General features: G+C 71.3%; 9 protein-coding genes. 4 read left to right on the top strand and 5 right to left on the bottom strand.

Going from position 1 to position 14,720, the window contains the following annotated elements; translation table 11 throughout:
* Positions 1-38 precede the first annotated feature (38 nt).
* A complete protein-coding gene (locus AB0H12_RS18925) occupies positions 39-1,586 on the bottom strand; it encodes an alpha/beta hydrolase (RefSeq protein WP_499624417.1) in 1,548 nt (515 codons plus the stop codon).
* Between the two features lie 88 nt (positions 1,587-1,674).
* Between AB0H12_RS18925 and AB0H12_RS18920 the strand changes: the two genes are divergently transcribed.
* The gene (locus AB0H12_RS18920) at positions 1,675-3,390 is read left to right on the top strand and encodes an NAD+ synthase (protein ID WP_499624134.1); all 1,716 of its coding nucleotides are present in this window, start codon (positions 1,675-1,677) and stop codon (positions 3,388-3,390) included.
* Positions 3,391-3,399: 9 nt separating this feature from the next.
* On the opposite strand, the gene AB0H12_RS18915 is transcribed toward AB0H12_RS18920, so the two are convergent.
* A complete protein-coding gene (locus tag AB0H12_RS18915) occupies positions 3,400-4,023 on the bottom strand; it encodes an HdeD family acid-resistance protein (RefSeq protein ID WP_499624133.1) in 624 nt (207 codons plus the stop codon).
* Positions 4,024-4,285: 262 nt separating this feature from the next.
* On the opposite strand from AB0H12_RS18915, the gene AB0H12_RS18910 reads away from it, so the two are divergent.
* On the top strand, positions 4,286-5,506 hold the full coding sequence (locus AB0H12_RS18910; RefSeq protein ID WP_499624132.1) for an MFS transporter: 1,221 nt from the start codon (positions 4,286-4,288) through the stop codon (positions 5,504-5,506).
* A 309-nt stretch (positions 5,507-5,815) separates the two neighbouring features.
* Here AB0H12_RS18910 and AB0H12_RS18905 read toward each other — a convergent pair whose 3' ends face one another.
* Genes AB0H12_RS18905 through AB0H12_RS18895 form a run of 3 tightly spaced genes read right to left on the bottom strand, consistent with a single transcriptional unit; the run spans position 5,816 to position 8,667 of the window.
* Positions 5,816-6,412, bottom strand: coding sequence for a TetR/AcrR family transcriptional regulator (locus AB0H12_RS18905; protein ID WP_499624131.1), 597 nt, complete (start codon positions 6,410-6,412; stop codon positions 5,816-5,818).
* Positions 6,413-6,463: 51 nt separating this feature from the next.
* Positions 6,464-7,963: an MFS transporter gene (locus AB0H12_RS18900; RefSeq protein WP_499624130.1), complete on the bottom strand. Its 1,500-nt coding sequence runs from the start codon at positions 7,961-7,963 to the stop codon at positions 6,464-6,466.
* Positions 7,964-8,016: 53 nt separating this feature from the next.
* Positions 8,017-8,667 (bottom strand): LppX_LprAFG lipoprotein, encoded by a 651-nt coding sequence (locus tag AB0H12_RS18895; RefSeq protein WP_499624129.1) that lies wholly within the window; start codon positions 8,665-8,667, stop codon positions 8,017-8,019.
* A gap of 151 nt (positions 8,668-8,818) precedes the next feature.
* Between AB0H12_RS18895 and AB0H12_RS18890 the strand changes: the two genes are divergently transcribed.
* Positions 8,819-10,162 carry a glutamine synthetase family protein gene (locus tag AB0H12_RS18890; RefSeq protein ID WP_053715424.1) on the top strand — a complete coding sequence of 448 codons (1,344 nt, stop codon included), beginning with the start codon at positions 8,819-8,821 and terminating at the stop codon, positions 10,160-10,162.
* A gap of 11 nt (positions 10,163-10,173) precedes the next feature.
* Positions 10,174-14,298: an FkbM family methyltransferase gene (locus AB0H12_RS18885; protein ID WP_499624128.1), complete on the top strand. Its 4,125-nt coding sequence runs from the start codon at positions 10,174-10,176 to the stop codon at positions 14,296-14,298.
* Positions 14,299-14,720: the final 422 nt, after the last annotated feature.

Genomic DNA, 14,720 nt, shown 5'->3' with positions numbered 1-14,720 from the left:
ACCGCAGAAAGTGGAAGGCGCGGAAAAGCGTGGAACGCTCAGGAACAACGCGTCCCCTCGGCCGGCAGCTTCACCTCGATCAGGTACGCGTGCCCGGCCTCGTCCACGCACTCGTTGCCGTGGAAGTAGACGGTGTGCTGGTTGCCCTCGAACGTCAGCAGGCCTCCGCCCAACTCCTTCGCCAGGTTGACCCCCGCCTCGTACGGCGTCGCCGGGTCGCCCGTCGTCGAGATCACCAGCACCGGGGGCAGCCCGGACACCGGCTTGTGCTCCTGCACGGTCGGCGGCACGGGCCAGAACGCGCACGCGTCCAGCGCCGCGCCCGGCGGCTGGCCGTCGTCCAGGAACGGCGCGGCCTCCTTGTACCGCCGGGCCACGTCGTTCAGCACGTTCTTGTCCGTCACCCGCGGCTCGTCCACGCACTTCACCGCCACGAACGCGTCCGTGATCGTGGAGTACCGGCCTTCCTTGTCGCGGTCGAAGTAGTTGTCCGCCAACAACATCAGCACGTCACCGCGGTTGTTCTTCAACTCCGTCAACCCGGAGTTCAGCGGCGCCCACAGCTCCTCCGAGTACATCGCCTGGATCGCGCCGGTGATCGCGTCGTTGTACGACAACTTCCGCTCTCCCACCGCCACCGGCCGCTGCACCAGCGGCAGCGTCAGGTCGCGGAACGCCTGGTTCGCCTTGGCCGGGTCCGTGCCCAGCGCGCAGTCCTGCCGCGCCGCGCACCACGCGGCGAACGCGTCGAACGCCTTCTGGAACCCGGCGCCCTGCGCGATCAGCGACTCGACCTGGTTCTGCGTCGGGTCGACCGCGCCGTCCAGCACGAGCGCCCGCACGTTGCCCGGGAACGCCTGCGCGTACGCCGCGCCGATGTGCGTGCCGTACGAGTAGCCCAAATAGGTCAGCTTCTCGTCGCCGAGCGCGGACCGCATGACGTCCAGGTCGCGCACGACGTCCCGCGTGCCGACGTTGGCCAGCACGTCGGCCCCCGTCACCGCGGCGCACTTCTCCGCGAACGCCTTGTTCTCCGCCTCGGTCTGCGCCAGGCCCGCCGGTGACGTGTCGATGTCGGTGTCCAGCCGGTCGGCGTCCCGTTCGGCGTCGGTCAGGCACTTGACCTGCGGCTCGCTCGCCCCGATGCCACGCGGGTCGAACCCGATCAGGTCGAACCGGTCACCCACCGGCGTGGACTTGACCTGCGAGCCCATGCCCGCCGCCGCGGCCATGCCGGACGCGCCCGGACCGCCCGGGTTGATCACGAGCGAGCCGATCCGGTCGCCGGTCGCGGGCTGCCGCAGCAGGCCGACCTTGATCGAGCGGCCCTCGGGCTTGGTGTAGTCGAGCGGCACCTCCAGGCGGGCGCACTCGAGCGACTTCTTGTTCTTGAACAGCGACGTCGTCGTCCCGGTCGTCGCGTACGGCGCGCAGTCCTCCCAGCCCAGCTGCTGGCCGTAGAACCGCTCGAGCCCGGCGGGCACGACCCCGGCCGGCCCTCTTTTCTCCAACGCGGTCCCGGCGGTGGGCGACCCGGGCAGCACGCTCGTGCACGAGGCGAGCAGCGGGAGGGCGAGGAACAGCATCATCGGACGGCGCACGACTTCGATCGTAGGTGTGACGCGTCCGCCACAACGCGCGCCTTGGCTGCTCCGAGTGAGCGAGAATGCCCTCATGCCACAGCTCCGACTCGCCCTCGCCCAGGTCAACGCCTGTGTCGGCGACCTGGCGGGCAACACCGAACTCGTCGTCGAGTGGTCCCGCAAGGCCGTGGAGGCGGGCGCCCACCTCGCGGTCTTCCCCGAGATGGCGCTGACCGGGTACCCGGTCGAGGACCTGGCGCTGCGCGTGTCGTTCGCGGAGGCGTCCAAGGAGGCGTTGACCGCGCTCGCGACCAGGCTGGACGACGCGGGGTGCGGTGAGCTGGCGGTGTTCGTCGGCTACCTCGACCGCGACGAGCGCGGCATGCGCAACGCCGCCGCCGTGCTCCACCGGGGCGAGGTGGTGGCCCGGCAGCACAAGCACCACCTGCCGAACTACGGCGTGTTCGACGAACGCCGGTACTTCACGCCCGGCGACGCGCTGGACGTCGTGCGCGTGCACGGCGTCGAGGTCGGCATGGTGATCTGCGAGGACCTGTGGCAGGACGGCGGGCCGATCGCCGCTCTGGGCGAGGCGGGCGTGGACCTGGTGGTCTCGCCGAACGCGTCGCCGTACGAGCGGAAGAAGGACGACGCGCGGCTGCCGTTGGTGGCGCGGCGCGCGGTCGAGGCGCGCGCCCCCCTCGCGTACGTGAACCTGATCGGCGGGCAGGACGAGCTGGTGTTCGACGGCGACACGATGGTGGTGTCGGCGGACGGCTCGCTGATCACCCGTGCGCCCCAGTTCGTGGAGCACCTGGTCGTGCTGGACCTCGACCTCCCCGGCGGCGCGCCCCGCACGGAAGGTGGTTACGGCGGGTTTGTGGTCCACCGCCGATCCTTGACCGACGACCCCCTCCCGGCGTACGACCCGCTGCCCGTGCCGGAGCCCGCCGAACCGCTGTCCGACGAGGCAGAGGTGTGGCACGCGCTCGTCACCGGCCTGCGTGACTACGTGCACAAGAACGGCTTCCGCTCGGTCGTCCTCGGGCTGTCGGGCGGCATCGACTCGGCGGTGGTGGCCGCGCTGTCGGTGGACGCCCTCGGCGCCGACCACGTGTACGGCGTGTCCATGCCGTCGGTGTACTCGTCGGACCACTCGAAGTCCGACGCCTACGACCTGGCCCAGCGCACCGGCTGCCACTACTCGGAGCAGCCGATCGCGGACATGGTCGGTGTCTTCGTCGACCAGCTCGGGCTGACCGGGCTGGCGGAGGAGAACGTCCAGGCTCGGTGCCGCGGCGTCACGTTGATGGGGTTGTCGAACCAGCACGGTCACCTGGTGCTGGCCACCGGCAACAAGACCGAGCTGGCCGTCGGCTACTCGACCATCTACGGCGACGCGGTCGGCGGGTTCGCGCCGATCAAGGACGTGCTCAAGACGTTGGTGTGGGACCTGGCGCGGTGGCGCAACGCGCAGGCCGAGAAGCTGGGCGAGCTGCCGCCGATCCCGGAGAACTCGATCAGCAAGCCGCCGTCGGCCGAGCTGCGTCCCGGCCAGGTCGACGCCGACTCGCTGCCGGACTACGAGCTGCTCGACTCGGTGCTGGACGACTACGTGGAGGGCGACAAGGGCTACCGCGACCTCATCGCCATGGGGTTCTCGCACGAACTGGTCGACAAGGTGCTGCGCATGGTCGACAAGGCCGAGTACAAGCGCCGCCAGTACCCGCCGGGCACCAAGATCACGTTCAAGGCCTTCGGGCGCGACCGCAGGCTGCCCATCACCAGCGGCTGGCGCGAGGGCTGACCGGACGGGTCACGCGGTGGCGGCCGTGCCGGTGGGCGCGGTCGCCTTCGCCGCCTTCGGCGTGCGATCGGCGCCGACCGCGCCCGCGATGGACATCGCGCCGAAGACGATCAGCACGACGGCGAGCAGCCAGGCCAGCGCGATCAGGCTCGCCACCGGCCAGACGAGCACCACGATCCCGCCGATCGCGGTGACGGCCCCGGAGAGCACCGCCCACCCGCTCTTGCCGAACCCGTGGAAGATCTCGGCCACCCCGCCGACGACCCAGGTCGCGCCGAGCAACAGCGCCAGCACCGCGAGGGTCTGGAACGGTGAGCGCAGGCACAGGATGCCCGCGACCAGCGCCAACAACCCGGCCACCGCCAACAGCCACCGCTGTCGTCCCGTCTCGTCCGCGGAGAACGAGGCGGCGAGCCAGAAGACGCCGGTGACGAGCATCTGCACGCCGAACAGCACCGCCGCCGTCAGCAGCGTCAGGCCGGGCCAGAGCAGGATCGCCAGCCCGATCGCCAGCGTGATCACCCCGAAGGCGATCCACAACCCGCGCCCGTGGCCACCTTTCGCCTCAGCACGCCGAGCCTGACCAGCGGCGCTCGCCTCGGGCCCGGCGGCGTTCGCATCGGGATGCGTCATGCGGCCATGGTCCGTCCCCCGACCCCCACCCGCAGCCGCCACGGCCCCACACCGACCTTTCGAGTGACGCCGCCCACCCTCCGGTGACGCGGCCCACATTCCATCTCCACCGTTGGAGTTCACCGCCACTCCGGCCTACCTTAATTCCAACGCCTCAGTTGGACTTCTTCCGCCCCTCTCTTCCTCACCCCCTCCCGCCCACCCTCGCCGACCTTCGGAGCGCGCGTTGGCCACCTCTCCGCCAAACCCCCACCCTCACCCCATGAACCGCGGTCTTGAGCACTCCGACGGCCGGCCGAGCCGTCAACGCTGGTCCGTGGCCCGAACACCCGTTGTGGTGACGGTCCTGGTGGCGGCCGTGATCCTGGCGGTGGGCCAGCTCTACCTGACCGTGCCGCTGCTGCCGGGCGTGGCCGAGCGCTACGGCATCACCCTCTCCACCGCGGCGTGGGTGGGTGGCGGCTTCGGCTTCGCGTTCGCCGCCGGCAACCTGCTCTTCGGCACCATCTCCGACCGCTACGACCGTCGTCACGTGATGGCTCTCGGCCTCGCCCTGAGCGCCGTGGCCTGCGCGATCGCGGGCGCGTCCACCGACTTCGCCCCACTGCTCGCGGCCCGTGCCGTCCAGGGCTTCCTCGCCGCCGCGATCCCGTCCGTGTCACTCGCCTACGCCGCCGAAGCCCTCCCACCGGCCCGCCGCGCGGTCGGGATCACCGCCGTGTCCGGCTCGTTCCTCCTGGCCGGCGTGATCGGCCAGGCCTACGCCCTGGGCGTCGACAAAGCGCTCGGCTGGCGCTGGGTCTTCTGGCTCCTGGCCCCGATGCTGCTGGCGGTAGCCGTCACCCTCACCCGCCTCCCGGAAATCCCCCGCCCGACCCCGACCGCCCTGGCGACGACGTTCACCCGCCTGGCCACCCTCCTCCGCCGCCCGTCACTCCTGGTCGCCTACACGGGCGGGATCACCCTCCTGCTGACCTTCGTGGGCATGTACACCGCCCTGACCGCCACCGTCGGCGAGCGCTACGGCATCCACGACGCCGTCGACCTGCTCCTGCTCCGCCTCCCGGGCCTGCCGGGCATCGCCCTGGGCCTCTTCGCCGGCCCGCTCATCGCGCGCTTCGGCGCCCACCGCGTCGCCCCGACCGCATTCCTGACCGCCGCCGGCGGCCTGGCGCTGGAAGCCGGCTCCACCACGCTCCCCGTGCTGCTCGTCGGCAGCGCGATCTTCGTCGCGGGCCTGGCCGTCACCATCCCGGCGCTGGTCACCCTGGTCGGCCGGGCCTCCGGCGAAGCACGCGGCGCGGGCCTGGCGGGCTACGGCTTCCTGGTCGGCCTGGGCGGCGGCATCAGTCCCGTCCTCGTCACCGCCCTGGCCCCGGCCGGCTTCGCCGCCGTCTGCCTGACCCTGGCCGGCCTGCTCATCCTCGCGGCGGTCACCCTCGCCCTGGGCCCCCGCCCAAGTCCCACACCCGCCACCGTCTAACCCCCACCCGGCCCGACTCACGACCCCACCCGATCCACGTGACCGGCCCGCCCGCTGCCCGCTGCCCCTGACCGGCCCTGCCGACTTCCGGCTCGGCCTGACCCGTTCCACTCGCTGTGCGGGTGCACGTGGTGCGGTCATCCGTCGGGTGGGCGGCGGTCCCGGCACCGGGGTGGTCGGGATGGTGGGCGGTCGGGGTGGTTTCGGCGGTTCCGCTGGTTTTCAACCGAGGTTCGGTAACAGTGTTTCCGTACATTCTCGGGTCATGCTCACCCGATCGTGTTTCCCGGCCCCTCGGCGAAACCAAGCCTACCGCGTAGTCGTGACCTGCGCAGATGCCATTCGCCGCGCCGCCTCCACCACCGCGGCACGGCGGTGGGTCAGATCGACCTGACCCGTCACCATCCGGGCCACCTGGGGCACGGCCAACCACCACGACGACAGCGACATGATCAAGAAAACCAGGTCGGCGGCCCCCGGCGACGCCACCATCACCCCGTCCGCCTGAGCCGACCGGAAAGCCTCGACCTTCCGCCGGTAGTGCGCCGCCCGCCCCTCCTCATCGGGCACCGCCCCGTCCCCGTACGCCAACGCCTCCCACTGCAACAACCGCACCAGATGCGGATTCGCCACGTGGTAGTCGAAACACCGCCCGGCGTACTCCCCGACATCCCGCAACGACTCCGCGTCGAACGGCACGGCCGCAGCGATCTTCGCCAACTCGTCCGACAACACCGAGTGGAACAGCTGTTCCTTGTCGCCGAAGTAGTTGTACAGCCGCTCCTTGTTCACCCCGGCCCGCGCCGCGATCCGCTCCACCCGAGTGCCCGCCAACCCGTGCGCGGCGAACTCGACGACCGCCGCCTCCTTCAGGCGCCGACGCGTCTCCTCGGTGTTCCAAGCCACCCCGCGATGGTAACCAACCGAACCGTTGAGCCCGGCGACCCAAACCAGACCTCAACCACCCGAACGGGGCAGCAGCAGCGACACCACCGCGCCGACAGCGCAGATCACCGCCGTGATCCAGAAGATCTCGTGGTACTCCGTCAGCAACGCCGCCGTGAGCGCTTCCCGGTAAGCCGCCGCCTTCTCGGCGAACTCCTCCGGCGACATCCCGAACGGCAGCGGCGTGTCCAGGTCCGCCGTCAGCTCGCGGAACCGGTGCAGGCCCCACGCCGACAACCCGGCCACGCCCACCAGCATCCCGGTCATCCGCGCCACCACCACCGCGGCCGACGCCACACCGTGCTGCGCCGACGGCACGACCCGCAGCACCGCCGCCGACACCGGCGCGATCACCAACCCCAACCCGAACCCGGCCACCGCCAGGTCCCGCCCCACCACGAACGACGACACCGAAGCCGGCCACTGCGCGATCAGCACGTACGCGCCCGAAGCCACCACCAACCCGCCGAACGACACCCACCGGTCACCCAACGGGGTGCGCGCCGCCAACCACCCGCCGACCAGCGCGCCCACCGGCAACGCGATCAGGAACCGCGCCAACATCCCCGCCGCCGCGGCCGAGTCACGCCCCAGCACGGTCTGCGCGAACAGCTCCACGTCCACCAACGTCACCATCAACGCCGCACCGGCCGCCAACGACACACCGAGCGTCGCCAGGAACGGCCGCATGGCCACCCCCGCCGGATCCAGCAGCCGCACCGACGACCGCCGCTCCCACAGCACGAACCCGGCGAACACCACCGCGGCCCCACCGAGCGCCGGCCAGCCCCACGACGGCAGCACCGACCGCGACGGATCGGGGTTGTAGAGGCCCACGACCAGCAACGACAACGCCAACGCCAACAATCCGCCGCCGACGACGTCGATCCGCACCGACGACCGCACCGACCGCGGCACGGTCACCTGCACGACCGCCATCGCGATCGCCGCCAACGGCAGGTTCACCCAGAACACCCACCGCCAGCTCTGCGGCTCCACCGACTCGAAGAACGACCACGCGTTGAACAACGACGCCAACCCGACGCCGTACAGCGTGCCGAGCACACTGCCCAACTCCTGCGCCGCGCCCACCACGCCCAACGCCGACGCACGCCGTTCCGCCGCCCACAGGTCCGCGACCAACGCCATCGTCACCGGCAGCAACGCCCCACCGGCCAGCCCTTGCACCACCCGTCCGACCACCAGCAGCGGCAGGTCGCCCGCCAGCGCCGTCACCGCCGAGCCGACCGCGAACCCGACCAGGCACAGGTGCAGCACCAACCGCCGCCCGAACCGGTCCGACAGCTGCCCGAGCAACGGCATCCCGGCGACGTACCCGAGCAGGTACCCGGTCACCACGGGCGTCGCGCGTTCCAGGTGGTTCACCGGGATGCCCAGGTCGCGCACCATGTCCACGAGCACGCCGACGACCACGTACGCGTCGAGCGCGCCCAGCAGCACCGCCGTCGCGCCCGCGCCGATCGCCAGCCGACGAGCCCTGACCGCACCCACCGCGCCCACCCCGGAACCCAACCCGGAACCCAACCCGGAACCCACCGCCGGACTCACGCGGGCGGCGAGACGGTGACGGGCTTGTTGAAGTCGGACAGCTCGATCGTCACCTTCGCGCCGCTCGGCAGCGTGAACAGCGCCTTCCGCAACTTCTCGTCCTGCACCGAGAACGTCGACGCGACGTCCGCGTCGATGCCCGGCACCAGCCCGGCGACCACGTCACGCGGCACGGTCGCCTCGACCACCGCCAAGCCGTCGTCGTTCGACACCGTCCTCGCATCACGCGCGTCGGCCAGCACGCGGGCCACGCCCCTGTCCGGGTCCAGGATCGCGGTCGGGTCGTACACCTGGCCCGCCAGCGCCGCGGGCAGCTTGGTGAACCCGCCGGTCGGACCCTTGAAGTGCAGGTCCTGCCCGACCAGCACGTACTCGACCTCGATCAGCTGGCCGAACTGCTCGACCTTCGCCCGGCCCTGCGACTCGCCCTCGGCGTTCAGGTCGCCCTCGGCGTCCTTCACGGTCACGCCCGGCAGCTCGCCGTCGACCTTGATCGTGAAGTGGGTGCTGGTCACGGACTTCATCCCGGCGGACGCCTTGGCCAGCAGGTCCGGCCCGTCGGGCAGGGCCCCGGCGCCGCCGGAGGACGTGCAGCCCGCCACGAGCGCGAGCACGAGCGACCCGATCAGGGCGCGACGAGGGAGCATGGGGTGAATCGTAGATCCAGCCGTCCCGGGGCACCGCGAAACACCACCGCAAGTCCCTGACCTGCGCGATCACCTCCAAGCGGCAAACGGCCCAGCGCGTTCGGCCGAGTCGGCAACGCACGGTTAACCGTCCTTACCTAGGCTTCGGGTCATGAACCGCCAGCAGGAGTTCGTGCTCCGCACCCTCGAGGAACGCGACATCCGGTTCGTCCGGCTCTGGTTCACCGACGTCCTGGGCTTCCTCAAGTCGGTGGCGATCGCTCCCGCGGAGCTCGAAGGCGCCTTCAGCGAGGGCATCGGCTTCGACGGCTCCGCCATCGAGGGCTTCGCCCGCGTGTACGAGTCGGACATGGTGGCCAAGCCGGACCCGTCGACGTTCCAGGTGCTGCCGTGGCAGACCCCGGACAAGAGCCACTACTCGGCGCGGATGTTCTGCGACATCGCCATGCCGGACGGCTCGCCGTCGTGGGCGGACCCGCGGCACGTGCTGCGCCGCACCCTGGCCAAGGCCAGCGAGGCGGGCTTCACCTGCTACGTGCACCCGGAGATGGAGTTCTTCCTGCTCAAGGGCCTGCCGGACGACGGGAGCGAGCCCGCCCCGGCGGACAACGGCGGTTTCTTCGACCAGACGAGCCACGAGACCGCGACCCACTTCCGCCGCCACGCCATCGAGGCGCTGGAGGCGATGGGCATCTCGGTCGAGTTCAGCCACCACGAGGGCGCGCCCGGCCAGCAGGAGATCGACCTCCGCTACGCCGACGCGCTGACCATGGCCGACAACGTGATGACGTTCCGGTACGTGATCAAGGAAGTCGCGATCACGCAGGGCGTGCGGGCCTCGTTCATGCCGAAGCCGTTCACCGACCAGCCCGGCAGCGGGATGCACACGCACGTCAGCCTGTTCGAGGGCGACCGCAACGCGTTCTACGACGCCGAGGACCCGTACCAGCTGTCCGACACGGGCAAGATGTTCGTCGCCGGCCTGCTGAAGCACGCCCGTGAGATCTCCGGCGTGACCAACCAGTGGGTGAACTCCTACAAGCGGCTGATCGTGGGCGGCGAGGCGCCGACGGCGGTGTGCTGGGGTCACGCGAACCGGTCCGCGCTGGTCCGCGTGCCGATGTACTCGCCGGGCAAGTCGTCGTCGCGCCGGGTCGAGATCCGCTCGCTCGACTCCGCCTGCAACCCGTACCTGGCGTACGCGGTGATACTGGCGGCCGGGCTCAAGGGCATCGAGAAGGGCTACGAGCTGCCGCCGCCCGCCGAGGACGACGTGTGGTCGCTGACCGATCGCGAACGGCGCGCCGCCGGGTACGACAACCTGCCCCAGAACCTCGGCGAGGCGTTGACCGAGATGGAGAACTCCGAACTGCTCCCCGAAGCGCTGGGTGAGCACGTGTACGACTTCTTCCTGCGCAACAAGCGGACCGAGTGGGACGCGTATCGGCGCAGCGTCACGCCGTACGAGTTGCGCACCCTGTTGCCGGTCCTGTGAGGGAGACACCCGTGCGGGTGGTCCACACCGGGCACTCGGAGAAGCTAGGTTTGCAGACCGTGACCGAGGTGCCCGCGCGTCCGGAATCCCGTCCCACGTTCATCGCCTGCACGGTGGCGACCGCCGCCGAACTGCCCGCGGTGAAGGTGCTGTCCAGCTCGTTCCTGGCCAACCACCCGCAGGCCAGGTTCATGGCGCTGGTGGTCGACGCCCTGCCGGAGAACTCCGGTCCGGGCCTCGTCACCCCCGCCGACCTGGGGATGAGCCAGGACGAGCTGGCCGAGCTGGCCACCGGCTGCACCGCGTCGCAGCTGTGCGGCGTGCTGCGGCCCAAGCTCCTGGAACAGCTGCTCGGCCAGGGCGTGCCGGTGCTCTACCTGGACCCGTGGGTGCAGGTGCTCCACCCGCTCACCGACCTGGTCGAGGCCGCCGTGCGCCGCGGCCCGCTGGTCCTGGTGCCGCGGGCGCTGCGGCCGTTGCCGGACGACGGCCTGCGCCCGACACCCACCGAACTCATCGAAACCGGCGTCTTCGACCCCGGGTTCCTGCTGGTCGCACCGGGCGCGGAGCCGTTCCTGCGCTCCCTCGGCGACCAGCTGCGCCGCACGCCGGACGCCACCAAGGCCGTGCTCGACATGGCTCCCGCGCTGGTCAACCTGCACGTCCTGCGTGACTCGACGGTCGGCCTGTCGGTGTGGAACGCCTCGCAACGGGACCTCCACCGCCGCCCGGACGGCACGTTGACGACGATCGGCGAGCCGGTCCGCAGCGTCCACTTCGCGGGCTTCGACCCCCACCGGCCGTGGCTGCTGTCCGCCGCCTTCGCCGACCGCCCGCGGGTCCTGCTCTCGGAACACCCGCACCTGGCGGAGCTCTGCACGGCGTACCGGGCGGAACTGGTGCGCAAGGGCCACTCGCCCCAGAGGGTCCGCTACGGCTTCGGCCAACTGCCGGACGGCACCCAGATCCCGGACGAGCTGCGCGCGGACTACCGCGAAGCCGCCCGGACCCGACCGGGCTCGGCCTTCAGCCCGGGCACCGCCCCGACCACCGAACAGGCCACGGCCCAGGCGCCGAACCAGGGTGCCGACCAGGTCGCTGCGCAGGTCGTCGAGCAGACCACCGCCACGCCGTCCCCCGCCGCCACGCCGGCCGTGAACGGCACCCGGCCGGCCACCACGCCCGAGAACCTGATCCGCCGGCCGGGCCCGGACGCCGCCGAACCGGCCACCGACCACCAAGCGCCCACCCCCGCCGAGGCCGAGCCGGAAACCGCCGAGCCCGCCGACGCCGCGCCGACTGCCGAGGGTCCCGAGCCCACCGCCGAAGGCCCCGAGCGCACCGTCGAGGTCGCGGAGCCTTCCTCCGCCTCCGCCTCCGCCTCCGCCTCCGACCGCGCCGACCCGACCAGCGCTGCCGACGTCGCCACCGACTCCCCAAGCGCAGCGTCCCCAGTCGCCGCAACCCCAGTCGCCGCAACCCCGGCCGCCGCGTCACCGTCCACCCGCCGCACCCCACCCCCCGCCTTCGGCCCGGACGGCGGAGCGGGGTTCGTGGCCTGGGCGAGCGAGTCCGTGCCCGACCTACCCGGCAGCACGCGCTGGGCCGTCGCGCTCTGGCGTTCCGACCAGGCCCTCCGCACCCAGTTCCCCGACCCGTTCGGCGAGGACGGCCCGGCGTTCCGCGACTGGTGCGCGACCGTCGGCGTGGCCGCGGGCCGGTTGCCGGTGGCCGCCGTGCCCCGGCCCCGCGCCGAAGGACCCGTCCTGCACGACCAGCTCGGCGTCTCCGTCCTCGGCTCCGGCCCGATCGCCGCACTCGTCCACGCCGCCGCCCGCGCGTCCGGCCTCCCCACCTCGACCGCCGCCGGCTACCCGGTCGTGATCCGCGTCGGCACCACCGAACGCGTGCCGGACAGCCGCTTCGTCGTCGACTACCTCCTCGACGACGACCAGCCGACCGACGCCGCCGAACTCTGGGTCCCCTCCGAGACGACCCGCGCCACCCTCGAACGCCAAGGCGGCCCGACCGTCCGCGTCCTCCCGCTCCCCGTGCCGGAAGCCGAGGACCAAGCCCTCGAAGCACACGATGGGGTGGTCTTCGGCGCTCTCGCCGATCACGCCCTCGACCGCGCGGGCAACGTGCTGGGCGCCGTCTCCGCGTTCCTCTCCGCCTTCCCCGACCGCAACGACGTGACGCTGCGCATCGAGGTCGGCAACGCGCACGCGCACCCCGAAGCCGCCGAACGGCTCCGCCTGGCCACCGCCGCCGACCCGCGCATCGAACTGGTCGACACCCTCGGGGCCGTCGACTGCCTCGTCCACCTGCACCGGGGCGGCGCGTGCGACCGGATCGCGCACACCCTCGCCGAGCACGCCGCCCGCGCCACGCCGATCCTGACCTCCGACCACGGCGCGGTCGCCGAGCTGTTCGACAAGAACGCGGTGATCTTCGTGCCGTGCCGCCAAGGCGTCGAACCCGACGTCCAGGCCGCCGCCAAGCTCATGCGCGCCCTCGCCGAAGACCTGCCGACGGCCGTCGCGATCGGCACCAGGGGACGCGACCACGTCCGCGCCACCCGTGACGTCGCCAAGGTCGGCGAGATCCTCCGCGAACGCGTCGAGCACGCCTACCGAGGCTGGCGCGCCCGCCGGGCCAAGCCCGCGCCGACCGTCGACCCGCTCAAGGCGCTGCACTCGGCGAAGCACGCCCTGCTGCGCCAACCCGACGTCGGCACGGCCAGTCGCACGCCCATGGCGCCGCAGCTGCGCAAGGTCGTCCTGCGCGTCCTCGACCACTACGACAACCACATGCGCGACGTGCTGACGTCCCTGGTCGACGGGGTCGAGCGCACGGTCTCCGAGCTGGTCCGCCGCCAGGACGACATCTCCAGCGGCGTGGGCCTGAGCGAGCTGGAGGTGCTGCGCGCGGAGCTGGAACAGCACGCCGAGCACCAAGGTCACCTCGCCGACCAGCTCGTGGGCGTCGACGACGGCGTCGTCCGGGTCCGCGCGGACATGGCCGGTCAGGGACGGCGGGTCCGCGAGATCGAGGACGCGGTGGTCGCCGAGGCCGCCAAGCGCGCCAAGCAGGGCGATGCCCTGGCCCAGCGCATCGACAAGCTCGCCGTCGCCCTCGAACGCACCCTCGACCGGATCGACTCGCTGGAGTCCAAGGTCGTGGACGTGCTGCGGGACCGCGACACCAAGCTCGACATCGGCCTGCGCGCCGCGAACCAGGCCCAGCAGACCGCCGACGCCCTGCGCCGCGTCGTCGTGCGCGAGCACGAACGGCACGGCGACACCGTGCCGCGCAGCTCGCTCGTGCTGACCGACGTCGGCCTGCTGCGCCTGCCGTCGGACGACGCCTTCATGCTGCCGATGCTGTCCAGCAACGGGGTGTGGGAGACCGACCTGTCCGAGCTGATCGACTCGGTCGTCGAGCCGGACGGGATCTTCCTCGACGTCGGCGCGTACATCGGGTACCAGACCGTGCGCATGCTCAGCCGGTTCGGCACGGGCGGCGCGGTGGTCGCGGTCGAGCCGTGCCCGTCGTCTCGGGCGCTGCTGCGGCACAACGTCGACGTCAACTTGCCCGAGCGCGTGGCGAAGCAGCTCGTCCTGGTGGACGCCGCCGCGTGGGAGAGCAGCGGTGAGCTGGCCACCCAACCGGCGTTGACGGGCGGGGTGTCGGTGGCGCCGCTGCCGGAGGGCGCCGGTGACGACGTGCCTCGCGTGCGCGCGGCCAGGCTCGACAAAGAGCTCGAGGCCGTGCCGTTGTTGCAGGGCCGCAAGCTGTCCGTCGTCCGGGTGGACGCGCCCGGTCGCGGTCACCGCGCGCTGGCCGGACTGGTGCGCTTGCTGCGCCGGGACCGCCCGCACGTGTTCCTGGACTTCTCCGCCACGGCGACGTCGGGTTTCGGCGACGATCCGGTCACGGTCCTGAAGGAGTTCCGGATCTGGGGCTACGACCTGGTGCCGGTGCCCACCCGTGAACCGGCCACGCCGGAGCAGATCGTCACCGCGATGGAGGGGATGCGGTCCATCTCGCTCTGGCTGCGGCCCCGTCCCGTGGCCCCCAAGGGACCGGGTCCGCAGGTCGCCGTGCCGGTCCGCACCGCTCCGGCAGGCCGTTGACCAGGCGATTTGACACCGGCGAAGGTCATGAGTAACTTTTACCGAGTCGCCAGCAAGAACCTCGGAACGAGCGGTTGACACCGCGAATCGGGCCGAGTAGACTACTGCGGCGTCAAGCTCCCAGAAACGAATAAGCAGCACAGCGTGCTGCCTCCGCTCTGGAAACTGATACAAATTGAATGCTAAGCGAGTTTGTCGCGGAGCCGAGAAGCCGAAACCGGCCGATTTGACACCGCGAAAACGAACGAGCTAAGGTTCAACCACAGCAAGCGAAACACCGGAAACACAAAGCCCCGGAATGAACTGCGGTAAGACGCGGGACGTGATGGTGAGCGCGTGTTCTTTGAGAACTCAACAGCGTGCCGAATAGCCAGTAAATTTATGAACCTCGTCAAGAGGTTTCCTTTGAGATTGTTACTGGA

This window comes from Actinosynnema sp. NPDC023794 (assembly GCF_040639675.1).
Taxonomy (GTDB): domain Bacteria; phylum Actinomycetota; class Actinomycetes; order Mycobacteriales; family Pseudonocardiaceae; genus Actinosynnema; species Actinosynnema luteola.
This window is presented reverse-complemented; position numbering and strand designations above follow the sequence as displayed.